Annotated in this window: 19 protein-coding genes; 7 read left to right on the forward strand and 12 right to left on the reverse strand. The window is 59.0% G+C overall.

Going from position 1 to position 24,730, the window contains the following annotated elements; translation table 11 throughout:
* Positions 1 to 10 precede the first annotated feature (10 nt).
* Entirely contained in the window at positions 11 to 2,197 is a 2,187-nt protein-coding gene (locus GRX76_RS00290) for a M3 family metallopeptidase (protein WP_160151464.1), read from the reverse strand.
* A gap of 234 nt (positions 2,198 to 2,431) precedes the next feature.
* A complete protein-coding gene (locus GRX76_RS00295) occupies positions 2,432 to 3,319 on the reverse strand; it encodes a LysR substrate-binding domain-containing protein (RefSeq protein WP_160151465.1) in 888 nt (295 codons plus the stop codon).
* A 161-nt stretch (positions 3,320 to 3,480) separates the two neighbouring features.
* Here GRX76_RS00295 and GRX76_RS00300 point away from each other — a divergent pair, with 161 nt between their 5' ends.
* A complete protein-coding gene (locus GRX76_RS00300) occupies positions 3,481 to 4,608 on the forward strand; it encodes an S-(hydroxymethyl)glutathione dehydrogenase/class III alcohol dehydrogenase (protein WP_160151466.1) in 1,128 nt (375 codons plus the stop codon).
* 126 nt (positions 4,609 to 4,734) lie between these two features.
* Here the strand turns inward: GRX76_RS00300 and trpC are convergent, their stop codons facing one another.
* The 8 genes from trpC to GRX76_RS00340 all read right to left on the reverse strand — a co-directional run bounded on the left by trpC (position 4,735) and on the right by GRX76_RS00340 (position 13,077).
* Positions 4,735 to 5,529, reverse strand: a complete 795-nt coding sequence (trpC, locus tag GRX76_RS00305; RefSeq protein ID WP_160151467.1) for an indole-3-glycerol phosphate synthase TrpC — start codon at positions 5,527 to 5,529, stop codon at positions 4,735 to 4,737.
* Positions 5,530 to 5,533: 4 nt separating this feature from the next.
* On the reverse strand, positions 5,534 to 6,568 hold the full coding sequence (gene trpD / locus GRX76_RS00310) for an anthranilate phosphoribosyltransferase (protein ID WP_160154740.1): 1,035 nt from the start codon (positions 6,566 to 6,568) through the stop codon (positions 5,534 to 5,536).
* A gap of 216 nt (positions 6,569 to 6,784) precedes the next feature.
* Positions 6,785 to 7,363 carry an aminodeoxychorismate/anthranilate synthase component II gene (locus GRX76_RS00315; RefSeq protein ID WP_160151468.1) on the reverse strand — a complete coding sequence of 193 codons (579 nt, stop codon included), beginning with the start codon at positions 7,361 to 7,363 and terminating at the stop codon, positions 6,785 to 6,787.
* Positions 7,360 to 8,217, reverse strand: coding sequence for an ion transporter (locus GRX76_RS00320; RefSeq protein ID WP_160151469.1), 858 nt, complete (start codon positions 8,215 to 8,217; stop codon positions 7,360 to 7,362). Before GRX76_RS00320 ends, GRX76_RS00315 begins: the two co-directional genes overlap by 4 nt.
* A 36-nt stretch (positions 8,218 to 8,253) precedes the next feature.
* A complete protein-coding gene (trpE, locus tag GRX76_RS00325; protein ID WP_160151470.1) occupies positions 8,254 to 9,735 on the reverse strand; it encodes an anthranilate synthase component I in 1,482 nt (493 codons plus the stop codon).
* Between the two features lie 642 nt (positions 9,736 to 10,377).
* Positions 10,378 to 11,046 (reverse strand): ribulose-phosphate 3-epimerase, encoded by a 669-nt coding sequence (rpe, locus tag GRX76_RS00330; protein WP_160151471.1) that lies wholly within the window; start codon positions 11,044 to 11,046, stop codon positions 10,378 to 10,380.
* A 221-nt stretch (positions 11,047 to 11,267) separates the two neighbouring features.
* The gene (murU, locus tag GRX76_RS00335) at positions 11,268 to 11,960 is read right to left on the reverse strand and encodes an N-acetylmuramate alpha-1-phosphate uridylyltransferase MurU (RefSeq protein WP_236250486.1); all 693 of its coding nucleotides are present in this window, start codon (positions 11,958 to 11,960) and stop codon (positions 11,268 to 11,270) included.
* A 7-nt stretch (positions 11,961 to 11,967) separates the two neighbouring features.
* Positions 11,968 to 13,077, reverse strand: a complete 1,110-nt coding sequence (locus GRX76_RS00340; RefSeq protein WP_160151472.1) for an aminoglycoside phosphotransferase family protein — start codon at positions 13,075 to 13,077, stop codon at positions 11,968 to 11,970.
* Positions 13,078 to 13,452: 375 nt separating this feature from the next.
* On the opposite strand from GRX76_RS00340, the gene GRX76_RS00345 reads away from it, so the two are divergent.
* Genes GRX76_RS00345 through GRX76_RS00365 form a run of 5 tightly spaced genes read left to right on the forward strand, consistent with a single transcriptional unit; the run spans position 13,453 to position 20,153 of the window.
* Positions 13,453 to 16,068, forward strand: a complete 2,616-nt coding sequence (locus tag GRX76_RS00345; RefSeq protein WP_160151473.1) for an LPS-assembly protein LptD — start codon at positions 13,453 to 13,455, stop codon at positions 16,066 to 16,068.
* Positions 16,068 to 17,435, forward strand: coding sequence for a peptidylprolyl isomerase (locus tag GRX76_RS00350; RefSeq protein ID WP_160151474.1), 1,368 nt, complete (start codon positions 16,068 to 16,070; stop codon positions 17,433 to 17,435). Before GRX76_RS00345 ends, GRX76_RS00350 begins: the two co-directional genes overlap by 1 nt.
* 6 nt (positions 17,436 to 17,441) lie before the next feature.
* Positions 17,442 to 18,443, forward strand: a complete 1,002-nt coding sequence (pdxA, locus tag GRX76_RS00355; protein WP_160151475.1) for a 4-hydroxythreonine-4-phosphate dehydrogenase PdxA — start codon at positions 17,442 to 17,444, stop codon at positions 18,441 to 18,443.
* Between the two features lie 51 nt (positions 18,444 to 18,494).
* Entirely contained in the window at positions 18,495 to 19,316 is an 822-nt protein-coding gene (gene rsmA / locus GRX76_RS00360) for a 16S rRNA (adenine(1518)-N(6)/adenine(1519)-N(6))-dimethyltransferase RsmA (protein ID WP_160151476.1), read from the forward strand.
* A gap of 12 nt (positions 19,317 to 19,328) precedes the next feature.
* Complete coding sequence (locus GRX76_RS00365; protein WP_160151477.1) at positions 19,329 to 20,153, forward strand: symmetrical bis(5'-nucleosyl)-tetraphosphatase; 825 nt, start codon at positions 19,329 to 19,331, stop codon at positions 20,151 to 20,153.
* A 33-nt stretch (positions 20,154 to 20,186) separates the two neighbouring features.
* Here GRX76_RS00365 and GRX76_RS00370 read toward each other — a convergent pair whose 3' ends face one another.
* Both GRX76_RS00370 and galE read right to left on the reverse strand, forming a co-directional pair.
* The gene (locus GRX76_RS00370; RefSeq protein ID WP_160151478.1) at positions 20,187 to 20,987 is read right to left on the reverse strand and encodes a CPBP family intramembrane glutamic endopeptidase; all 801 of its coding nucleotides are present in this window, start codon (positions 20,985 to 20,987) and stop codon (positions 20,187 to 20,189) included.
* A 308-nt stretch (positions 20,988 to 21,295) separates the two neighbouring features.
* Positions 21,296 to 22,321, reverse strand: a complete 1,026-nt coding sequence (gene galE / locus GRX76_RS00375) for a UDP-glucose 4-epimerase GalE (protein WP_160151479.1) — start codon at positions 22,319 to 22,321, stop codon at positions 21,296 to 21,298.
* A gap of 395 nt (positions 22,322 to 22,716) precedes the next feature.
* On the opposite strand from galE, the gene GRX76_RS00380 reads away from it, so the two are divergent.
* The gene (locus tag GRX76_RS00380) at positions 22,717 to 24,639 is read left to right on the forward strand and encodes a PrkA family serine protein kinase (RefSeq protein WP_160151480.1); all 1,923 of its coding nucleotides are present in this window, start codon (positions 22,717 to 22,719) and stop codon (positions 24,637 to 24,639) included.
* The last annotated feature ends 91 nt before the right edge of the window (positions 24,640 to 24,730 follow it).

Below are 24,730 nucleotides of genomic sequence, written 5' to 3' on the forward strand. Positions count from 1 at the left end.
CCCTTGAGACTTACCCTTTTTCCGGGTTGAGACCGCGACGGATCAGCAGGGCATCGGTGGTAGGTTCCTTGCCCCGGAACTTCACGTAGGACTCCATGGGCGCGCGGGAGTTACCCACCTCCAGAATGTTCTTGCGGTACAGGTCGCCATTCTTGCGGGTCAGGCCACCGCGTTCGCGCAGATAGGCAAAGGCATCCGCAGCCAGAATCTCACTCCACATATAGGCGTAGTAGCCGGCAGAGTAGCCACCACCGATGGAGTGGGCAAAGTAGGTGGACTTATAGCGCGGCGGTACCGCCGCCAGGTCAACACCGTGCTTGGCCAGCGCTTCGGCTTCAAACTTCTCCACGTCCTGTTGCTCCGCGTCGGCGGGCAGTGAGTGCCACTCCATATCCAGCAGCGCCGCAGACATATATTCCAGGGTGTCGAAGCCCATATTGAAGTTTTTCGCCTTCAGCACTTTTGCCAGCAGTTCCTCGGGAATCGCTTCACCGGTTTTGTAGTGGTAGGCGTAGTTCGCCAGCACTTCCGGATGGCTCGCCCAATCCTCTTCGAAGGTGGAAGGGAACTCGACGAAGTCACGGGATACCGCGGTGCCCGCCAGGCTGGGGTAATGCACCTTGGACAACATGCCGTGCAGGCCGTGGCCCAGTTCATGGAACATGGTGGTCACGTGGTCGAAGCTCACCAGGGTGGCCTCGCCTTCCGGGCCTTTGGGAATGTTCATGACATTCACCACCACCGGCTTCTGCTCCAGCAGCTCGGACTGCCCCACGAAGGAGCTCATCCAGGCGCCACCGCGTTTGCCGTCGCGCGCGAAGTAATCCGCGTAGAAAATCGCCAGGCTCTCGCCGTCGTGATCGAACAGTTCAAACGCCTGTACGTCCGGGTGGTACACCGGCAGATCCGGGCGCGGCTTGAAGGTGATGCCGTACAAACGGTTCATGGTGTAGAAGAGACCATCGTTCAGCACCCGGTTGAACTCGAAGTACTCGCGTACTTCGCTTTCATCCAGCTGGTATTTTTCCTGACGCACTTTTTCCGCGTAGTAGGCCCAGTCCCAGGGCTGCACCTCGAAGTCACCACCTTCGCGCTCGATCATGGCCTGGATATCGGCCTGCTCGGCCTTGGTGTTGTTGACCACCGCCGGCGCCATGGAATTGAGCATGTTCAGCACGTTTTCCGGCTTTTCCGCCATGGTGCCGGTCAGCTGATACTCGGCCCAGTTGCCGTAACCCAGCAGGCCGGCTTTCTGTGCACGGATCTGCACCAGGCGTTTGACCAGCGGACGGTTATCCAGCTCGCCGGACGTGCCGCGGTGAGCCGAGGCTTCCCAGATACGCTGGCGCAGCTCGCGGTTTTTCAGGGAGGTGAGTACCGGCTGGCGAGTGGTATTGGTAATACTGATCAGGTATTTGCCTTCGTGGCCGGCAGCGGTTGCAGCCTCAGCGGCGGCTTTGATCTGGCTGTCCGACAGGCCATCCAATTCGCCCTTCTCCTCGACAATCACCGCAATGTCTTTGCTGAGCTTCAGCAGATTCTGGCTGAACTGGGTGGTAAGTTTGGAGTGCTCTTCGTTCAGCGCACGCAGGGTTACTTTCTGCTCCGCGGAAAGCTTGGCACCGGCCTTCACGAAGTTGTCGTAGTAGTCTTCCAGCAGGCGCGCGGATTCCGCGTCCAGCTCTTTCTCGACGCGCTGGTTGTACAGCGCTTCGACACGGGCAAACAGCGCCGGGTTCAGGTAAATACTATCGGAGTGTGCCGCCAGTTTCGGCGCCAGCTTGCTTTGCAGGGTACGGCGGGCTTCGTTGCTGTCGCTGCCCACCAGGTTGAAGAAGATACGGGATACCCGGGTCAGCAGAGAGCCTGCTTCTTCCATCGCCACAATCGTATTGTTGAAGCTGGCCGGCTCCGGGTTGTTGGCAATCGCCTGGATTTCCTGCAGATGCTCACTCATGCCTTGCTCGAAGGCGGGCTCAAAGTGAGCGTCCTCAATCTTGCCGAAGTCCGGCGCCTGGTATTGCAGAGTACTGGCGCTGAGCAGGGGGTTATCTCCGGCTACCGGCGTCACCTGATCTCCAGACACCTGGCTCTTTTCAACTTCAGATGCCTGCACGGACTTTTCTGAATCCGGCTTGGGAGCCTCGGAACAGGCAGCGATCGCCACGATAGCGACCGCGAGCAGGGATTTGCGCATTTCATTCTCCGCTATGTCATCAGGGGGTATTTGGGGTTGTGATTCAGGTATCGACTCCAACGGCCTCCGGAAAAGGCCGTTGCCGAACCCACTCAAAATGTCTAACGCGCCAATATAGCATTTCATGAATGACTGGGAATTCACCTCAATGTCGTTCACCCCGACAGCCCAACCATTCATCCCGTCGCTCGGCTCGACACTTACGTAACTCCCTTACGCAACACCCTTACGACACTAACCAGTCACGGAGCCGATAGCTTCCCCCAGGAAGTCCAGCAACATACTGACCTTGGGCGACAGATGGCGGTTGTGGGGATAGATCCCCCAGATACCGTCATCCTCCTCGCGGTAGGGCTCCAGCAGCGACACCAGCCGCCCCTCCTGCAAATCCTGATCCACGTAGTAATCCGGCAACTGCACAATGCCGATGCCCTTCAGTGCCGCGTCCACCAGTGCACGGCCGCTGTTGCAGCGGAAGCTGCCGCTCACCCTGATATTCCTCGAACGCCCCTGCTCGCGAAAACGCCAGTAATCCAGAGTGCCCGGCAGGCAGCTATGTCGCGCCAGCTCGGACAGGCTGTGTGGTTCGCCGTGGGAAGACAGGTAGTGTGGGGAGGCGCAGACATACAGGGTGCGCGACCCCAGCCGTCGCGCCATCATGCTGGAGTCTGTCAGCTTGCCGAGGCGAATGGCGAGGTCATAGCCTTCCGCTACCAGGTCGAGCTTCTGGTTTGTGAGTTCCATTTCTACCTGCAACTCGGGATAACGCAGGACAAAATCGTTGACCAGTGGTGCCAGCGTGGTCTCGCCGTAGGTCACCGGCGCCGTCAGCCGCAATCGGCCCCGAGGCACCTGTTGCAGGTCCGTCACCGCGCGCTCGGCCTCCGCCAGCCCATCCAGCACCTGGCGGCAGTGCTGGTAGTAGACCTGCCCCACTTCCGTCATCGATACCTTGCGGGTGGTACGATAAAGCAATCGGGTGGATAGCCGCCCCTCCAGTGCGCTCACCTGCCGACTGACCTGGGCCGTGGAAATCCCCAGCTTGCGCGCAGCGCCGGTAAAGCTGCCGGACTCGGCCACGGCCACAAATTCACTCACCCCCTCCCAGTTACCTGCGCTCACTGATCTGTCACCTCTCGTAATCACGGGACTGGATTGTTACCAGATGGAAAAAATGTTTTGCAATTGGTACGGATTATACGCAAATCAGAAAAAGATAGACTGCGCCCAAATTGGCACCAGACCGCCGCCAGAAATCAACAGGAGCTGAACAGGAGTCAGATATGACCGAGACCATCAAATCCAGAGCTGCCGTGGCCTGGGGCCCGGGCAAGCCGCTGTCTATCGAGGAAGTGGATGTGATGCCACCGCAGGCTGGCGAGGTGCGGATCCGCGTGATCGCCTCCGGTGTTTGTCACACCGATGCGTTCACCCTGTCCGGGAATGACCCCGAGGGTATTTTTCCGGCCATTCTCGGTCACGAGGGCGGTGGTATCGTCGAATCCGTGGGCGAAGGCGTGACCAGTGTGGCGGTGGGCGACCATGTGATCCCGCTATATACACCTGAGTGCGGCGAGTGCAAATTCTGCCTATCCGGCAAGACCAACCTGTGCGGCAAGATCCGTGAGACCCAGGGCAAGGGCCTGATGCCGGACGGCACCACCCGCTTCTCCAGGGACGGCCAGCCGATTTACCACTACATGGGCTGCTCCACTTTCTCCGAGTACACGGTGCTGCCGGAAATCTCCCTGGCCAAGGTCAACAAAGATGCGCCGCTGGAAGAGGTCTGCCTGCTGGGCTGCGGCGTCACCACCGGCATGGGTGCGGTGATGAATACCGCCAAGGTCGAGGAAGGCGCAACCGTGGCCATCTTCGGCCTCGGTGGCATCGGCCTGTCTGCGGTGATTGGCGCGGCCATGGCCAGGGCCGGGCGCATCATTGCCATCGATATCAATGAGAGCAAGTTCGACCTGGCGCGTCAGCTCGGCGCTACCGACTGCATCAACCCGAAAAACTTCGACAGGCCGATCCAGGAAGTGATCGTCGAGCTGACCGACGGTGGTGTGGATTATTCTTTTGAGTGCATCGGCAATGTGGATGTGATGCGCTCCGCGCTGGAGTGCTGCCACAAGGGCTGGGGCGAGTCCATCATCATTGGCGTCGCCGGTGCCGGCCAGGAAATCGCCACCCGCCCCTTCCAACTGGTCACCGGCCGGGTGTGGAAAGGCACCGCCTTTGGCGGCGTGAAGGGTCGCTCGGAACTACCGGACTACGTGGAGCGCTACCTCGCAGGCGAGTTCAAACTGAGCGATTTCATCACCCACACCATGGGGCTAGACTCTATCAACGAGGCCTTTGACCTGATGCACAGTGGCGAGAGCATCCGCTCGGTAATCCATTTCGATCGGTGAGCGCAAAACTGGGGCTGAAAATTAGGGCTGAAATTAAGGCTAGGTCTCAGCCCTATCCCACAGGCATAAAAAAACCGGGCGCTGCCCGGTTTTTTATCGGCGAACGCCGTTCCTGAACGGCACAACTTAATTGAACAATTCCAGCAAACGACGGCCCGGCTCTTCTTCCCGCATAAACGCTTCCCCCACCAGGAAGGTATCCACATTGTGGCCGCGCATTGCCGCCACATCGTCAGTGGTGTGGATGCCGCTTTCGGTCACCACGATACGATCTTCCGGAATCAGGTCCAGCAGCTTGAAAGTAGTTTCCAGCTGTACTTCGAAGTTGTGCAGGTTGCGGTTGTTGATACCGATGAGTCGGTTGGGCAGCTTCAGGGCCCGCTCCAGTTCCTGGCGGTCGTGCACTTCCACCAGCACATCCAGGCCCAGCTCCAGCGCCAGGTCATTCAGGCTGGTGAGCTGTGCGTCGTCCAGACAGGCGGCAATCAGCAGGATACAGTCGGCACCGATAGCGCGGGCTTCATACACCTGGTAAGGATCGACAATAAAATCTTTGCGGATCACTGGCAGGCGCACGGCATTGCGGGCCTGCTGCAGATACTCGTCGGCACCCTGGAAAAAGTCCACATCGGTCAGCACCGACAGACAGGCGGCACCGCCTTTCTCGTAGCTGGTGGCGATCTCCGCGGGGATAAAGTCTTCCCGGATCACACCCTTGCTCGGCGAGGCCTTCTTGATCTCGGCGATGACCGCCGCTTCACCGGCATTGCGCTTGGTCTCAATGGCATTCACAAAACCACGGCAGGGAGGCTGCTGCAGGGCGCGCTGCTGCATTTCATCCTGACTGACCAGCTTCTTGCGTTCGGCCACTTCTTCCCATTTGCGCTCGACAATGGTTTTCAGAATTGTTGGCGTATTCATTACTTCACTCTCTGAATGCGCTGGTAAAGGCGGCCAGCTCGTTTATCTTCTCTCCGGCGAGGCCGCTGTAGATGGCGTCCTGCGCCATGCTCACCCCTTCCGCCCGGCTTGCAGCCACGCCACTGACGTAGATGGCCATGCCGGCATTCATGGCAATGATATCAGCTGCCTTGTCCCCTGCGGGGGTTTCACGCTTGCCGAGGGCATCGCGGATCAGGGCCAGGGACGCTTCGGAACCGTCCACACACAGCCCGTCCAGATTCTGGCGCTCGATACCGAAATCTTCCGGCGCGATGGTGACCTTTTTCAATTCACCGTTCTTCAGCTCCCAACCGCGGGTATCTGCGGCCAGACTGACTTCATCCAGGCCGTCATCACTGTGCAGCACCAGCACATGCTCGGCACCCAGGGTCTGCAGCACCTCCGCCAGCATGCGGCAGTAGTGGTAATCAAACACGCCGATGACCTGGCGCTTGACGCCGGCGGGATTGGTCAGCGGCCCCAGCAGATTGAAAATGGTGCGCAGTCCCAATGCCTTGCGCGGGCCTATGGCGTGACGCATGGCGCTGTGATAGCTGGGAGCGAACATAAACCCCACCCCCACACCGTCGATGCAGCGGGCAACCTGTTCGGGAGTCAAAGGTAGATAGATACCCGCTTTTTCCAGCAGGTCTGCTGCACCGGAAGAAGAGGAAACGGAACGATTACCATGCTTGGCCACCCGCGCACCGGCTGCGGCGGCGACAAAACTGGAAGCACTGGAGACGTTAAACAGGTTGGCACCATCACCGCCGGTACCAACGATATCCACCGCGTTGGTCTGATCGATCTCGACCTTGGTGCACAACTCGCGCATCACTTCTACCGCACCGGTGATTTCCTCCACGGATTCACCGGCCATACGCAACGCCACAAGAAACGCACCAATCTGCGCGTCTTCCGCTTCCCCACGCATAATCTGGCCCATGGCCTCGCGCATTTCTCCGCGGGTGAGATGCTCACCCTCGACCAGTTTTCCGATGGCCTGTTGGATATTCATCATTCTTCCCCTTCCCTAAGATTTTCGTTTCCCGGGGGTTCGCTATGTCTCCGGCATCCAAAGCTAAGGTGCTGATACCGGGATCCGTTTGCGAGACCTTCTAAAACAGGGATGTTTTAGAAAAGCCCCCAGGGATGGGTTCACGGCGTGTCTCGCAAACGGATACCGGTAGCAGCGCCGCCACCAGACCATTTGCGAAGCACCGAACCAAATACCTCAAGACTCCAAAAAATTCCGAAGCATATCGTGACCGTGCTGAGTCAGGATCGACTCTGGATGGAACTGCACCCCTTCGATCGGCAACTCGCGATGGCGAATTCCCATAATCTCATCGATCTCGCCGTCTGCGGTCTCGGTCCAAGCGGTAACTTCCAGACAATCCGGCAGACTGCCCTTCTCCACCACCAGCGAATGGTAGCGGGTCGCCTCAAACGGATTGGACAGGCCGTGAAACACGCCGAGGTTGTTGTGAATGATCGGCGAGGTCTTGCCGTGCATCACCTCTCCGGCGCGCACCACGCGACCGCCAAACACCTGGCCGATACTCTGGTGACCGAGGCAGATACCGAGAATCGGCAATTTGCCCGCATAAGCGCGAATGGTCTCCATGGAGATACCCGCTTCGTTCGGCGTGCAGGGGCCCGGGGATATCACGATTTTCTCCGGGTTCAGTTTCTCGATATCCGCAACGGTAATTTCGTCGTTGCGTTTCACTACGACGTCAGCCCCCAACTCCGCCAGATACTGCACGATGTTGAAGGTGAAGGAGTCGTAGTTGTCGATCATCAGGATCATGATTCGCTTCCTTTCTCATCTCCCATGTCTCCCAAGCGCTTCTGCAAGCGGGCGAGGGATTCCTGGGTTGCGCGGAGCTCGCGCAGAATTTCGGTTTGACTCGGCGGCATCGCCAGCTCGTCCAGGCGGCGCAACTTGGCCTCTTCCAGGTTGTTCAGAACCACCCCGATAAACAGGTTGATCATCACAAACGCGCCCATCACCACAAAGCTGATGAAGTAAATCCACGCATAGGGCATGGCCTCCATCGCGGTGTACATGATGTCCGTCCAGTCCTCAAAGGTGACGATACGGAACAGACTCAACAAAGCAATCGGCAGGGTACGCCAGTGGGTGGGGTCGATTTCGTGAAACAGGAAATAACCGGCCACCCCGTAAATGTAAAAAATGATCCCCATCAGCAAGCTGATATGGAACATGCTCGGCAGACTGCGCAGCAGCGTATCCACCAGCAGTCGCAGTTCCGGAAACGCCGATACCAGTCGTAAAACCCGTAGTACGCGCACCAGCCGCGCCAGTGTGGCCATGGGGCCCGCGGCCGGAATCAGACTCAGCACGATGATACTGAAATCAAAACAGTTCCAGCCGTTAGCGAAGTAGCGCCAGGGGCGGTTGCCGTGCGCGGCTATTTTGATCGCGGCCTCCACCATAAACGCCAGCAGGATCAGCTGGTTGATACCGTGCAGGGTGCTGCTGAATCGCTCAAGCACCCAGGTGGAGGTTTCCAGTCCCACCACCACGGCATTCACCGAGATCAGGGCGATAATCACCTGATTGAAAATCGGTGCGTCGACCCAGCGGCGGCACTGTTCAGCAAAACTGCTGTTCTGCCCTACTGATACTTCACTACTCATCGGTTCTACAGCTTCCAATGGATCAAGAAAATAAGGTTATTGCCCGGTAGCGATGGCCACAGCGCGAAACAGTGCCCGCGCCTTGTTCATGGTTTCATCCCACTCGGATTGCGGATCGGAATCCGCGACCAGGCCGGCACCGGCCTGCACGTACACTTTTTCGTCCTTGATCACCGCGGTGCGAATCGCGATGGCGGTATCCATATTGCCATTCCACGCCAGATAACCCACGGCACCGCCGTAGATACCGCGCTTTTCCGGCTCCAGCTCGTCGATAATTTCCATCGCGCGAATCTTGGGCGCGCCGGACAGGGTTCCTGCCGGGTGGGCCGCACGCAGGGCGTCGATGGCGTGCAGCTCCGGTTTGATCTTGCCGGTCACGTTGGAGACGATGTGCATTACGTGGGAGTAACGCTCCACCACCATCTTTTCGGTCACCTGCACTGTGCCAGTTTGCGCAACCCGACCCACGTCGTTGCGACCCAGGTCGATCAGCATCAGGTGCTCGGCAATCTCTTTCGGGTCCGCCAGCAGGTCTTTTTCCAGCGCCAGATCCTGCTCCTCGGTGGCGCCGCGGCGGCGGGTGCCGGCGATCGGGCGCACGGTCATATCACCATCTTCCAGGTGCACCAGGATCTCAGGGCTCGAACCCACTACCTGATGATCCCCCAGGTCGAGGAAGTACATATATGGAGACGGATTGAGGCTGCGCAAGGCGCGATACAAGTTCAGCGGCGGAACCGTAAACGGTGCCGACAGGCGCTGAGACGGAACTACCTGCATGACATCGCCGGCCAGGATGTACTCTTTGACCTTGTGCACGCCCTGCTTGAAGGCTTCTTCGCCGAAATGGGAAGTAAAAATGTCTTCCGCGGTGTGTTCGCCGTCGATGCCCAATGGCTCGACGCTGGCCAGCGGCTGCGACAGCTGGCCCACCAGCTGGTCCAGGCGACGCTGGGCGGACTCGAAGGCGTCTTCCTGTTGCGGGTCCGCGTGCACGATAAACAGCACCGCGCCGGCCAAATTGTCGAACACCACCAGCTCGTCGCTGACCATCAGCAGGATATCCGGATTACCCAGGGTGTCGGGCGGGCAGCTGTCGGCGAGTTTGGGCTCGATATAGCGCACCACGTCATAGCCGAAATAGCCCACAAGGCCGCCGTTGAAGCGCGGCAGGCCCTCGATTTCCGGCACCTTGTAACGACCGCGGAACTCCTCGACGAAGGCCAGCGGGTCTGCAACGGTTTTCTGCTCGACGATTTTGCCATCGCGCTCGACTACCACATCGTGACCGGCCACTCTCAGTACGGTGCGCGCGGGCAGGCCGATAATGGAGTAACGCCCCCACTTTTCCCCGCCCTGTACGGACTCAAACAGGTAGCTGTAGCGGCCGCCATCGCGGGCGGCGAGCTTCATATAAGTCGTCAGCGGGGTTTCTATGTCGGCCAGTACGCGGCGGACAAGAGGTATGCGGTTGTATCCTGCAGACGCAAGTTGGGCGTATTCGCTGGGGGTCATGGCGACTCCGGTCTGTGCAATGCTTCGTATTTTGTATTCGGGCCTGGATTGCGCATCTTTGGTGGAATCCTACCCGCGAGAAAGGCGCCCGTCGGACCAGTTCTGGTCTTCAGGCTTCAGCGGATCAGTGGCGCCATCGCCAGCTGTTGATGTGGGGGGCAGTGCAGTTCAATGTTCGCTTTCTCACAGCGTTGACGTCGCAGCGTCGAGTTGCTTCCCTGTATTCCGGCGAGCAAGTGTACAAATCTCTGGTAAAGGCGGCAAGCTTGGGATTTCGTGACTTGAAATTGGCCGTTTTAGACCATTTGTGGTCCTTGGTGGTTCTTTTCAGTCGCGGAGGCGCCGAGGCACCGGGTAAAGGTTTTTGAAAACGCGGTGAACCCATCCCTGGGCGCTGCGGCGCAAACATCCTGTTTGCGACGCTTTCAAAAACCTTTACCCGGTACTCCGGCTTCAATTCGGACTAATGAAGCTCTGAACTCAGATGCGAAGGCTGGGTGCCGGGGGCTGCCTTTCGAAAGCGTGAGCGACAGGGACGTCGCTCACGCAGCGTACAGGGATGTATTCACAGCGGTTTCGAAAGGCAGCACCCGGTGCCCAGCCGCTACGGAGCCCACTACGAAGCCTCCAAGGCTACGAAGCTCAAGCCTGAGCCAACTCCGAACGCATCACCTTGATCACTTCCGCATAGTCATCCGCATTGAAGATGGCGGAGCCTGCGACGAAGCTGTCGGCACCGGCCTGGGCGATTTCGCGGATGTTGTCTTTGGTTACGCCGCCGTCGATCTCGAGGCGGATGTCGAGGCCGGAATCGTCGATCAGTTTGCGTGCTTCCTTCAGCTTATCGAGGGTGGCGGGGATGAACTTCTGGCCACCGAAGCCGGGGTTTACGGACATGAGCAGGATCATGTCGAGCTTGTCCATGACATATTTGGCGGCGTCGAGGCTGGAGGCGGGGTTGAACACCAAGCCTGATTTACAGCCGAGGGACTGGATCAGTTGCAGGGAGCGGTCGACATGCTTGCTGGCTTCCGGGTGGAAGGTGATATAGGTGGCCCCGGCGTCCGCGAACATGCGGATCATGTCGTCGACGGGTTCGACCATTAGGTGGACGTCGATGGGGGCAGTTACACCGTGGTTGCGGAGCGCCTTGCAGACCATGGGGCCGATGGTGAGGTTGGGGACATAGTGGTTGTCCATTACGTCGAAGTGCACCCAGTCGGCGCCGGCGGCGAGGACGTTATCGACTTCTTCACCCAAGCGGGCGAAGTTGGCGGAGAGGATGGAGGGTGCAATTTTGTAGTCTGGCATTTTCTCGTCTCGATGCTTGGAGGTTTCGCCCCGGAGCTTTGTTTCAGCTCGGTGGCGGCCGGGCGCCGGGAGGAGCTTTTCGGGACCGCTGTGAACCCATCCCTGGGCGCTTCGGCGCAAACATCCTGTTTGCGACGATCCCGAAAAGCTCCTCCCGGCACCCGGCCTTCAATTCTGGTTTTCGTACTTAGTAAGCCCATACATTTCTTCAGGCTTAGCCATTATTCAGCTCGCAATCGTTCTTCCAGGTTGTTCAATCTTTCCGGGGTGCCCACATCGCACCAGTCGCCTTCATAGACTTCCGCCTGCATTTTGTCTTCGTTGTGGGCGAATACTTCGCCCAGGCCGTAGCGTTCGCGGGCATTGGGGTAGCCGGTGAGAATCTCGGGGCGCAGGTAGCTGATTCCGGCGAAAGTGAATCTGGGCTTGGTGGTGCCGGAAAGCAGGCCGTTTTCGATTCCGAAATCCCCCTCCGGGTTGTGGGGCGGGTTGGGCACCATCAGCAGGCGTCCGGGGACGTTCGCAGGGAGTGGATTGGCGATCCAACCGGAGAAGTCAAAGTCGCACCAGACATCGCCGTTGACCACCAGAAATGGCTCGCTACCAAGTAAAGGAAGGGCTTTGGTGATACCACCAGCGGTTTCCAGGGGATCGTGCTCTTCCGAGTACTGGATTTCCACACCCCAATCCTCGCCACTACCCAGGTGGTCGCGAATCTGGCTGCCGAGATGGGCGAGGTTGATGACCACTTTTTTCACACCGGCGCCGGCGAGACGCTCGATGGCGTATTCGATCAACGGCTTGCCCAGTACCGGAATCAGCGGTTTGGGTGTGTAGTCGGTGAGCGGGCGCATGCGCTTGCCGAATCCGGCGGCGAGGAGCATGGCGACGGGCGGCTGTTGGTTGCTAGTCATTGTGCAATCACTGAGGCAGTTCCGTTTCGACAGCGCTCCGCTCGCCGGCGGTGCGGTAGTCGCGATACCAGTCCTGTTGCTCGATCAGCGGCAGGATTTCAGCGCGGAACCACTGGCCGAAGGGCTGCATTTCGTCATATCGATCACACACTTCCAGGGTATAGCGGATCACCAGTGGCAGGTCCGGCAGGTAACCGTGTTTGCCGTCGCGCAGGTAGAGGCGTGGGAAGAGGCCGAGCACTTTGAAGTGGCGCTGCAGGCCGATCCAGTCGAACCAGCGCAGAAAGGTCGCCGGGGCAACTTCGGGGATGACGCCGGCGTCCATGGCGCTGGAGGCGTAGGCCAGGGTCCAGTTTTCTACCTGTTCGCGGGGCCAGCGGATGTAGCAGTCTTTCAGGAGGGATGCGAGGTCGTAGGTGACAGGCCCCCAGACAGCGTCCTGGAAGTCCACCACACCGGGGCGTTCGCCGTCGCGAATCATCAGATTGCGACTGTGGTAGTCGCGGTGCACCAGTACCTGAGGCTGGGCGCAGGCGCTGTCCAGCAGGTGCGCAAAGGTACGCTCCAGTAAATGGTTTTCCTGCTCGCTCAGTTCACGCCCCAGCAGTTTGCCGATCAGCCACTCCGGCAGCAGGCGCATTTCCATGTGCAGCAATTCGCGGTTGTATGGAGGGAACATGCCCTCGGCGCGCTGGATCTGCTGCAGGCACAGCAATTCATTCATGACTTCGGCGTAGAGGCCGGAGACGCTGTCGGGGTTCAGCTCCCGCAGCAGCTGGGTATCCCCCAGATCTTCGAGCAGCATATAGCCGTGTTCGATATCCGCGGCGATGACCAGTGGCGTATGAATGCCATTGCGGCGCAGGTAGTCGGCAAGCGCTACGAAGCGGTTGACGTTGGTTTTACTCGGCGGCGAATCCACCGCGATCAGCGAGGGGCTGGTATCGGTGCGGAAGTAACGGCGGAAGCCGGCATCTCCGGACAGCGGCTTCAGCCCGAGGGTGCTCTCAAGCGGCGCGACTTGCAGGCCTTCGTGGCCAGACTGCAGGGCACGGGCGGCCCACTGGCGCAGCTGCTCGCGGCGCTCATCGGGAACCGGGTTTACACATTCATTCATCCGTTACCTGCTTTCACTCGACAACTTTTTTCGACAACTTTCGATAACTTACGACAACTTTCCGGCGCGGTTGCTCGCTGACCGCCTAAAAACTGCGCATTGTAACTGCGCTGGCGGCGCGGTTCACCCGCTATTGTTTCCATGGTCACGGCCATTCAAGTAGAATCGACCGCTGATTTTTGCGCATCAGCCCTGCCGGCGCTGCCTGAAATTCCAGTCATTGTCACAATTGATGGCACAATCAATGCCACAAACGTTGCATAAACGTTGTCACATGAACTGGATACCCGGGCGTTCAGGCTGCGCAATCGCGATATGGATCGCGCAATCTCGCCAACGGAACAGACTCTAAAGATAGCCGGAACAAATCACTCGATGCTGGAAGCTTCCCGCTGGCGCCGTCTCGCGCTGGCCATTGGACAATTATCACGCCCGCGCACTCTCGCTTTCGGCCTGCTCGCCGCCCAGCCCCTGTGGGCTCAGGCAACCACTGCGGCGGAAGCCGAAGATACTGTGCCGCAACCGGAAGACAATCCCTACCTGTATCTCGACTGGTTCCCCAAGAGCCAGCTGGATCCACTGACACGCGAGCAACTGGGGCCGGTTTGCGGCGGCATGTTTATCGAGCCGACACGCAACTACCCCAATGCCGACATGCTGCCGGAAGAAGCGCCACTGCGCGCCACCGCCGACAGCTCCGACTGGCTGGAAGACGGCACCGCCCAGTTGCGCGGCAAGGTCCACATTACCCAGGGTAACCGCCAGCTCTTCGCGGATCAGGTGGATGTCAACCGCGAAGAAAGTACGGCCTATCTGAGCGGCGCCATCGAAATGCGCGAGCCCAGCCTGCTGGTGCGCGGCAAGGCGGCAGAGATACACACCGACAGTAAAGCGGCCTCTATCGAAGACGCCACCTATGTAGTCCACGACGAATTTGTCCACGGCTCTGCCCGCCACGCATCCCGCGAGGCCAGCGGGGAGCTGATTCTGACGGAAGGCAACTACACCCGCTGTGAACCGGACAACGTTTTCTGGCGAATGACCGGCGGCGAGATCACCATCGACAATGTGGAGCGCCAGGGCACCGCGCGCAATGTGCGCCTGGAAATTGCCGACGTGCCGGTTTTTTACTTCCCCTACCTGCGTTTTCCGGTGGGTACCGATCGCATGTCGGGCTTCCTCTTCCCCAGTATCAGCAACGACGAAGACAACGGCTGGGATATCGCCGTGCCCTACTACTGGAACATTGCGCCGCAGATGGATGCCACCATCACCCCGCGCTATATCCAGTATCGCGGCACTGGTCTGGAGCTGGAAACCCGCCACCTGAGCTCCTGGTTCAATACCGAAATACGCCTCGCCGGCCTGCCTGACGACAAGGGCGGCAATGACGATGAGGCCAAGAAGCTGATCAATGACGGCTTTCCGGAAGACCTGGTACTGCCCGCCAAGGGCGAGGACCGCTGGCTGGTCAACCTGGAACAGCAGGGCGGCAATGGCGGTATCTGGCGAACCAATATCGACTACACCAAGGTCAGCGACGCCGACTATTTCCGCGACCTGGACACCGCCAATATCAAGGTGCGGGACAATGTGCGCGCTTCTGCAGAGACCGCGCTCAGCCAGAAGGCCGAAGCACGCCTGAACACCGAGCACTGGAGCGCCAGCCTGCGGGCCCAGGAGTACCAGCAGCTGGTGAAGGACCGCTTTGACACCTTCAGCCAGCTGCCTCGCCTGAATGTGGACGGCAACTACAAATGGGGCGACTGGCAACTGCTGATGCAGAACGAGGTCACCAGCTTCGACCACGCGGAAACCCAGACCATCGAATTCATTGCCGACGTTGATGATCCCACCAGCGTCCGCACCAGAACGGCCAATTTCATCAATGCGCGCCGCGCGCATATGGAATACAGCTTCGGCTGGGACAAGCAGTGGCTGTGGGGCTTTTTCACCCCTCGGGTCACCGGTATTTACCTGGGCTACGATCTCGACAAGACCTTTCTGACGGATCCCACCCAGAACACGCCCGAGACCTCTGCCGGCCAGGTTTCGTTAGACACCGGCCTGTTCTTCGAGCGCGACAGCCAGCTGTTTGGCTTCGACTATGTGCAGACCCTGGAGCCGCACCTGTTCCTGCTGGCCAGCAGCGATGCCGACCAGGAGCAGTTTCTCAACGTCAGCGACGTGCGCGGAACTGACGCCAAGAGCGATAACCTGCTGTTCGATACCTCGCTGTTTACCTTCAGCTACGACCAGCTGTTCCGCAGCAGCCGCTTCAATGGCAACGACCGTATCGACGACGCCGACCGCGCCGCCTTCGGCCTGACCACCCGCTTTGTGGACCCCGCCAGTGGCCGGGATCTGTTCACCGCCAGCGCGGGCCAGGTGTTTTATTCGGAAAGCGACCGCGTTGAACTGCGGGATTTTATCGAAGACGCGCCTCGCTCCGAGCTCGCCGCGCGCCTGGAAAGCCGCCCCACCAATGACCTGCGCATCAGCAGCGAGGTTATTTACGACGACTCCGACCACGTGGTCGACCGCGGCAGCGTCACCCTGCGCTACCTGGATGAAGATTTTCGTCTGTTTAACGTCAGCTATCGCTACCTGCGCAATGAGGAAGTATTTGACGAAACCAACAGCTTCCTGATCCGCGGGCCGGTGAAACAGGGCGACATTTCCGCCGCCTGGCCGATCAATGCGCGCCTTTCCCTTCTGGCCCGGGCCAACTACGATTTCACCTTTGATCGGGAACTGGAGTACCTCGCAGGACTCGAATACGACACATGCTGCTACCGCACCCGGGTGCTGTGGCGCCGCGAACTGGACAATGACCTGGCCGATGTCGTTCCTCCCGAAGAGCTGGAATTTGACGAAGGCATCTATATTGAACTGCAGTTGAAAGGCCTGGCCGGCCTCGGCGGTTCCGTCACCCGTATGCTCAGCCAGGGCATTGCCAACTTTGAACAGAGAGAAGTACTGAAACAGTGATGACAATAATGCAAATGTTCAACGCCCCCCGCCGCGGCCTGCTGGCCCTGGCTGCCCTTGCCTGTTGCGCCCTGGCCATGCCCGCCCTGGCCCAGGTACAGAAGCTCGACCGCGTTGTCGCGGTGGTCGACGACGACGTGGTCATGGCCAGCGAGCTGCAGCAGCGCATGAACACCATCACCGCGCAGATCGCCGCGCAGAATGTACAGGCGCCACCGATCGACATCCTGCGCCGCCAGGTCCTGGAGCAGTTGATCGTCGAGCGCCTGCAACTGCAGATGGGCGCCCGCGCCGGTGTCACCATTTCCGACGAAGAACTGGATCAGGCCATTGCCCGGGTACAGCAAAACATGGGGGCCAGTCCGGAGCAGTTTCAGCGCAAGCTGGAGGCCGACGGCATCTCCAACAATGCCTTCCGCCAGCAGATTCGTCAGGAGCTGATCATCCGCCGGGTGGAACAGGGCAGCGTCAGCCGCCGGATCCAGATCACCGACCAGGACATCAACAATTTCCTGCGCTCCAAAGAGGGGGAGTTCTGGAAGTCGCCCCAGTACCAGCTTGGGCATATCCTGATCGCGGTGGGCTCCAGTGCGCCGGCGGAAGAAGTGGCCGCAGCCCGCACCAAGGCGGAATCCATTTATGAAAAGTCCAACGGTGGCGAAGACTTCCGCGCCCTGGCCATCTCCAATTCCTCCGGCCAGAACGCCCTGCAGGGCGGTGACCTGGGCTGGCGCAAGACCGTGGAACTGCCCACCCTGTTCGCCGATGCGCTCGAGGGCCTCAAGGTAGGCGACACCACCAAGCCCTTCCGCAGCGACGCCGGTTTCCACTTGCTCAAGATCCACGAGCAGCGCGGAGCTACCGAGCAGGTGGTAGAGCAGACCAAGGTACGCCACATCCTGGTGAAAACCTCCGCCATCCGCGACGACGATGCCGCCTACAAACTGCTGATGGACCTGCGTGGCAAAATCGAAGCCGGCGACCTCAAGTTTGAAGATGCCGCCAGAGACAACTCCGAAGACATCGGCACCATGCTGCAGGGCGGTGATCTGGGCTGGTCCAACCCCGGCCAGTTTGTGCCCGAATTCACCCAGGCGATGAACAACACCCCCGCCGGTGAAATGAGCATGCCCTTCCGCAGCCAGTTCGGCTGGCACCTGCTGCAGGTAGAAGGCCGCCGTCAGCAGGATATGACCGACCAGTACATCCGCAACCAGGCCGCCAACCTGCTGCGCAACCGCCGCTATGAGGAAGAGTTGCAGAACTGGCGCCAGGAAATCCGCGACCAGGCTTTTGTGGAAATCAAACTGCCGGAGCTAAAAGACCCCGCCGCGGCCGACAGTGCTGAAAAAACCGAAGAACAGTAACGGTCAATGATTCCTCGCATTGCCTTCACCCCCGGCGAACCCGCCGGGATAGGCCCGGAGCTGGCGGTCAAACTGGCCTGCTCCGCGCGCACCCCCGACATTGCCGCTGCGCAACTTGTCGCCATTGCTGACCCGGATCTACTGCAGCAGGAAGCCGCCCGCCAGGGCAAGACTCTGCAACTGCTGCCCTTCCAGCCTGACCTCGCGGCAGAAGCCACCCCGGCCGACAGCCTGCACCTTCTTCCGGTATCTCTGGCGGAAACCGCCGCACCCGGGCAACTCAATGCGGCCAACGGGCCCTATGTGCTGGAAACCCTGCGCCGCGCCGCGGATGGCTGTATAAACCGCACCTTCGATGCCATTGTCACAGGCCCGGTACACAAGGGTGTGATCAACGATGCCGGCGTGCCCTTCAGCGGTCACACCGAGTTTTTTGCGGAGCAGGCCGGGGTAGACAAGGTGGTAATGATGCTCGCCGCCGACGACCTGCGGGTAGCACTGGCCACTACCCATTTGCCGCTAAAGGATGTCAGCGATGCGATCCAGGGGGAATCCCTGCAACAGGTCCTGACCATCCTGCACCGCAGCCTGCAACAGCAGTTCCGCATCGAGCAGCCACGTATCGGTGTTTGCGGGCTCAATCCCCACGCCGGCGAAGGCGGACATCTGGGCCGGGAAGAGATCGACGTGATCGAGCCCGCCCTGAACACCCTGCGCGCGCTCGGCGTCAACCTGATCGGCCCGCTGCCCGCCGACACCCTGTTCACGCCGCCGCAACTGGCGCGCTGTGACGCCGTATTGGCCATGTACCACGATCAGGGCCTGCCGGTGTTAAAATTCAAGGGATTTGGCCGCGCGATCAATATCACCCTGGGACTGCCTTTTATCCGCACCTCCGTGGATCACGGCACCGCACTCAATATTGCAGGCACAGGCATTGCCGACAGCGGCAGCCTTATTGCCGCCCTGAGCCAGGCCATCGAGCTGGTGAAGCTGCGCCACATTTAAACGTTCAGGCGCACTATCACCCGACTTACCCAAACAATCGAACACGAATTCATGGACAATTTTTTCCAGCACAAAGCCCGCAAGCGCTTCGGCCAGAACTTTCTTGTAGACGAGAACATCATCGAGCGCATAGTGCGCGCCATAGGCCCCAAAGAGACCGACAAGCTGGTCGAGATTGGCCCAGGCCAGGGCGCCATCACCGCGCTGCTGCTGGCCCGCTGCCCGTCGCTGACGGCGGTGGAGCTGGATCGCGACCTGATCCCGATGCTGGAATTCAAATTCCGCGATTACCCGGACTTCACCATCATCGAAAAAGATGCCCTGAAGTTTGATTTTGGCAGCCTGGCCTCCGGCGAAGGAGAGCAGCTGCGGATCGTCGGCAACCTGCCCTACAACATCTCCACCCCGCTGCTGTTCCACCTGCTGAGCTTCCGCGGCAAGGTGCAGGACATGCACTTTATGCTGCAAAAAGAGGTGGTGGATCGCCTCAGCGCAGTACCGGGCGTGAAGTCCTACGGGCGCCTCAGCGTCATGACCCAGTACTACTGCCGGGTGCAGGGGCTCTTTCCGGTACCACCGCAGTCTTTCCGGCCGGCCCCAAAGGTGGACTCCGCCATCGTGCGCCTGGTGCCGCACCAGGCGCTGCCGTACCCGGCGAAGGATGAACAGCTGCTGGAGCGCATCGTCAGCGTCGCCTTCCAGCAGCGCCGCAAGACCCTGCGCAACGCACTCAAACCACTGTTCCCGGACCTGGATCCGGACCAGCTGCCGGTGGATACCAGCCGTCGCCCGGAAACGCTGAGTGTGAAGGAGTATGTAGAGCTGGCAGATTTTTGCAGCAACCTGAATACGACCCAGAAGCCAGAGCAGTAACGGGGCAGAGCATTGGCAACTTACGCAATCGGCGATATCCAGGGCTGCCTCGAGCCATTACAGCAACTGCTGAAAAAGGTCCACTTCAACCCGGACAAGGACAAACTGTGGCTCGCCGGCGATATGGTGCACCGGGGGCCGGACAGCCTCGGCACCCTGCGTTTCCTGTACGAACACCGCAAGCAGATTACCGCGGTACTCGGCAATCACGACCTGCACCTGCTGGCCATTGCCCACGGCGCCAAACGGCTGACGGATAAAGAACACGACCTCGCTGAAGTCCTGCGAGCCAAGGATGCAGACAAACTGCTGAGCTGGCTGCAAAAGCAGCCGCTGATGGTGCACAAGAAAGTCAACGACAAGTACTTCTCCATGGTGCACGCAGGCATTCCCCCAATGTGGAGCATGAGCAAGGCACTGGAATTGGCGGGGGAGGTGCATCAGGCACTGCAGGATCCCGCCATGGCGGAGGCCTTTTTCTTTGGCATGTACGGCAACGAACCACACCTGTGGAACGATCACCTGATCGGTGTCGAACGGCTGCGCTCCATCACCAATTACTTTACCCGCATGCGCTTCTGCAAAGCGGACGGCACCCTGGACCTGATCACCAAGCAGGGGCCACTGGCGGCGCACCACGACTACAAGCCCTGGTTCAGCTATGCAAACCGCAAAACCAAAAACGACCGGGTAATCTTTGGGCACTGGGCGGCCCTGGAGGGGGAGGCACACACCAAAAATGTGTATGCCCTGGATACCGGCTGCGTGTGGGGCGGCTATCTCACCGCCCTACGACTGGAAGACGAGGCATTCTTCTGTGCGGACTGCACTTTTTAACCCCGCGCGACACTTATCTCGGTATCAGCAAAATCACAAAATACCGAGATAGACGACCACCACCGCCGCCACCAGGTTATTGCACAGGTGCAGTAACATCGGCAGCAACACCGAGCCGCTTTTCTCGCGGGCGATGCCTAGAAGCAGTGCCAGGGCGAAGATGAAACTCAACTGAATCACGTTGTACTGCCCCCAGTGCAACAGGGTAAACAGCGTCGAGGTCAGCAGCAGGGTGCCGCTGAACCCGAGGCGGGTATTTCTCCAGGCACGAAACAGATATCCGCGGAACACCAGCTCCTCCAGCAGCGGTGCTGCAAACACCAGCACCAGTGCCAGCAACAGATGCTTGCTGCCCGCGAGCATATGCATGAACTCGCCCTGCTCGACATCGAACACCTGAACCACGACCGCCTGCACCGCAAGAAATACCACCAGCAGGCCCACCCAGGGCAACGCCAGTTTTTGCGGAAATGAGCGAATCCCCAGCGTCTGTCCCGCGGTCTGGGTTTTGAAGCGAGCGACCAGCAACAATACCGGCAAAATCAGCGCAATCTGGGCCAGATACATGCCCGCCATACCCGACGGCGTGCCCATATGCTCCATCACCTGAGCCTGTATCGCCACCGGGTCAACCACCTCGCCCTGAGCCCCCAGCTGCGCACCAAGGTATCCGCCGTAGCCACCAACATACAGAAACACAGATACCAGATTCAGCAGCACAAAAACCAGCAACCAGCCGGCCGCTCGCCAGGGGTTTGGTCCGGCCACGGGCTCAGGCGATGACGGGGTTTCGTCCAGTAGCCCGGCAGCGGGCGGTACAGCAGTGGGTTCCATAAGGCTTCCTTTCCATGTCGATTTGCGATTCTATCTATGAATTCGCTATCTATTCGCTTGCTGCGGACCGATTACCCAAGCCGGCAAAGATACTGGCGCATAGATATACGAACTAGTTGTACGAAATAGTTATGCGAATCGCCTTCCAAATCAAGAGTCCGACATTACAGGCTATTACACCGCGATCCCGGAAAGGCCTGTCAATTCCTGACCTATCCCCAAGGGTATACCCAACGGTGACACACATAAAAAACGGGCTCGAAGGCCCGTTTATTCCGTAGTGTAGTGCCCGCGTATCCGCAACCGATTTACTCCGCGTAACCGTTGGGATTTTGCGACTGCCAACGCCAGGTATCGACCACCATGCGCTTGAGATCGAACTCCGCTTTCCAGCCCAGCTCAATCTCCGCGTACGCGGGATCCGCGTAACATTCCGCAATATCGCCAGGACGGCGCGGAACAATATTGAAGGGAATCTCTTTGCCCGAGGACTCGGCAAAAGCGCGCACAATTTCCAGCACCGAGCTGCCGCGACCGGTGCCGAGGTTATAGGTGTAACAGCCGGCCTCGGTCTCCGCTTTCTGCAGCTTACTGAGCGCCGCCAGATGGCCACGGGCCAGGTCGACCACGTGGATATAATCGCGCACACCGGTGCCATCCGGGGTCGGGTAATCGTCACCGAAGACCTGCAGTTGCGGCAGGCGCCCCACCGCCACCTGGGCCACGTAGGGCAGCAGGTTATTGGGAATGCCGGCGGGGTCTTCGCCGATGGTGCCACTCTCGTGGGCACCGATGGGATTGAAATAGCGCAGCAAACTGACTTTCCACTGGCTGCCGGGTGCCTTGCACAGGTCCTGCAGCATATCTTCCACCATCAGTTTACTGGCGCCATAGGGGTTGGTCGCACCGGTGGGGAAGTCTTCGCGAATGGGCACAGTGGCGGGGTCGCCGTAGACGGTGGCCGAAGAGCTGAAGATCAACTGGTGCACGCCAAACTCTTCCATCACTTCGCACAGCGTGAGCGTGCCCGCAACATTGTTCTGGTAATAGCGCAGCGGCTGGGAAACGGATTCCCCCACGGCCTTGAGCCCCGCAAAGTGGATAACGGCACTGACGGAATACTGGCGAAATATTTCCCGCAATCCCTCGGCGTCGGCGATATCCACCTTGTGGAAAGGTACCGTTTTGCCGGTGATGGCCTCAACCCGCCGCAGAGCCTCTTCGCTGCTGTTGCAAAGGTTGTCCACCACAACCGGCTCAAACCCCGCCTCGAGAAGCTCCACACAGGTGTGACTGCCAATATAGCCGGCGCCACCGGTTACCAGAACTTTCATGATCTTCCTTTTATGGTCGTATTCTTGTCGCGATATTCACTGCTTTCAACGGGGCCAGCTGGCTACCCAGAGGGCGTTAAAAGCGAATGAGGCATTTTACGCCGTAAACGGCTTTCGCAAAACTGACGCCAGAATCTACCCATCTTGAGCCCTTCCCCCATTGAAAGCTACAGCGGTGGCTATCCTGAAAGTGCGGGAACTGATAGCAGTCCCCCTGTTGCGACAGCAGCACCGTCGCGCAATCAATAGGTAATAAAGATAGCGTTCTCGCGCGTCAGCGCTCTTCAGCATTCGTTGCGAGAAGTATTCGCGGTCATCACTACGCTGCAGCGCGGTAGGCACTCCACGGCAGGAGGCCGGTTACTGACGCGGTACGCTACAGGGAGTCGTACACCATGTCGATATTCAATCACTACCTGGAACGCTACGAGTCGATTCAGGAGGAAGAACTCACCATCCAGGAGTACCTGGAGCTGTGCAAAAACGACCGCAGTGCCTATGCCTCTCCCGCAGAGCGCATGCTGATGGCGATTGGCGAAGCCGAGCTGGTGGACACCTCCCGTGATCCGCGACTGTCGCGCATCTTTTCCAACAAAGTGATCAAGCGCTACAAAGCGTTCAATGAATTTTATGGAATGGAAGAGGCCATCGAACAGATCGTCTCCTTCTTCCGTCACGCGGCCCAGGGGCTGGAGGAGAAGAAACAGATCCTGTACCTGCTCGGCCCGGTCGGCGGCGGTAAATCTTCTCTCGCCGAGCGCCTCAAGGCGCTGATGGAACAGATCCCGATTTATGCCATCAAGGGCTCACCAGTATTCGAATCGCCACTGGCTCTTTTCTCGCCCACCGAGGATGGCCAGATCCTTGAAGAGGATTACGGTATTCCACGCCGCTACGTGAACACCATCATGTCCCCCTGGGCGGTTAAACGACTGCACGAGTACAAGGGCGATATCAGCAAATTCAAGGTCGTGAAAATTCGCCCCTCGATTCTCGACCAGATCAGCATTGCCAAAACCGAACCGGGCGACGAGAACAACCAGGACATTTCCGCACTGGTGGGCAAGGTCGATATCCGCAAGCTGGAAGATTTCCCGCAGAACGACCCGGATGCCTACAGTTTCTCCGGCAGCCTGTGCCGCTCCAACCAGGGCATGATGGAATTTGTGGAGATGTTCAAGGCACCGATCAAAGTGCTGCATCCACTGCTGACCGCCACCCAGGAAGGCAACTACAACAGTACCGAAGGCCTCGGCGCCATCCCCTTCAACGGGGTAATCCTGGCCCACTCCAACGAGTCCGAATGGCAGTCCTTCCGCAACAACCGCAACAATGAAGCTTTCCTCGACCGTATTTATATCGTCAAGGTCCCCTACTGCCTGCGGGTGAAAGAAGAGATCAAAATTTACGACAAACTGCTGGAACACAGCTCGCTCTCTAAGGCTCCCTGCGCACCCGATACACTGCGCATGCTGGCCCAGTTCTCGGTGCTGTCCCGGGTCAAAAATCCGGACAACTCCAGTGTCTTTTCCAAAATGCGGGTCTACGACGGTGAGAACCTGAAGGACACAGACCCCAAAGCCAAAACCATTCAGGAATACCGCGATAATGCCGGTGTGGATGAAGGTATGAACGGCCTGTCCACCCGCTTCGCCTTCAAGATACTGTCCAAGGTATTCAACTTCGATGCCACCGAGGTAGCCGCCAACCCGGTGCACCTGCTGTATGTACTGGAACAGCAGATTGAACAGGAACAGTTCCCGCCGGAAGTGCAGGAAAACTACCTGGGCTTTATCAAGGAGTACCTGGCACCGCGCTATGTGGAATTTATCGGTAAGGAAATCCAAACCGCTTATCTGGAATCCTATGCCGAGTACGGTCAGAACCTTTTCGACCGCTACGTGACTTATGCGGACTTCTGGATTCAGGATCAGGAATACCGCGATCCGGAAACGGGCGAAATCCTCGATCGTGCCGCCCTGAACGAGGAGCTGGAGAAAACCGAAAAACCGGCAGGCATTTCCAACCCGAAAGACTTCCGCAACGAGATCGTCAACTTTGTCCTGCGCGCCCGCGCCGGCAACCAGGGCAAGAATCCGGACTGGCGCTCCTACGAAAAACTGCGCGCTGTCATCGAGAAGAAAATGTTCTCCAACACCGAGGACTTGCTGCCAGTAATCTCGTTCAACACCAAGGCATCGGCGGACGATCAGAAAAAACATGCAGACTTCGTCGACCGCATGGTAGAGCGCGGCTATACCGAGAAACAGGTTCGCCTGCTTTCCGAGTGGTACCTGCGAGTGCGTAAATCGCAGTAAGTTCAGAGCGGTTTAGCGTCTCGAAGTCTTACGGTGATTGCCCTGCCACAGCGCGCGACGACTCGCGCACTGCGGCAGGAGCGGACACCGC

Source organism: Microbulbifer sp. ALW1, assembly GCF_009903625.1.
Classification (GTDB): Bacteria; Pseudomonadota; Gammaproteobacteria; order Pseudomonadales; family Cellvibrionaceae; genus Microbulbifer.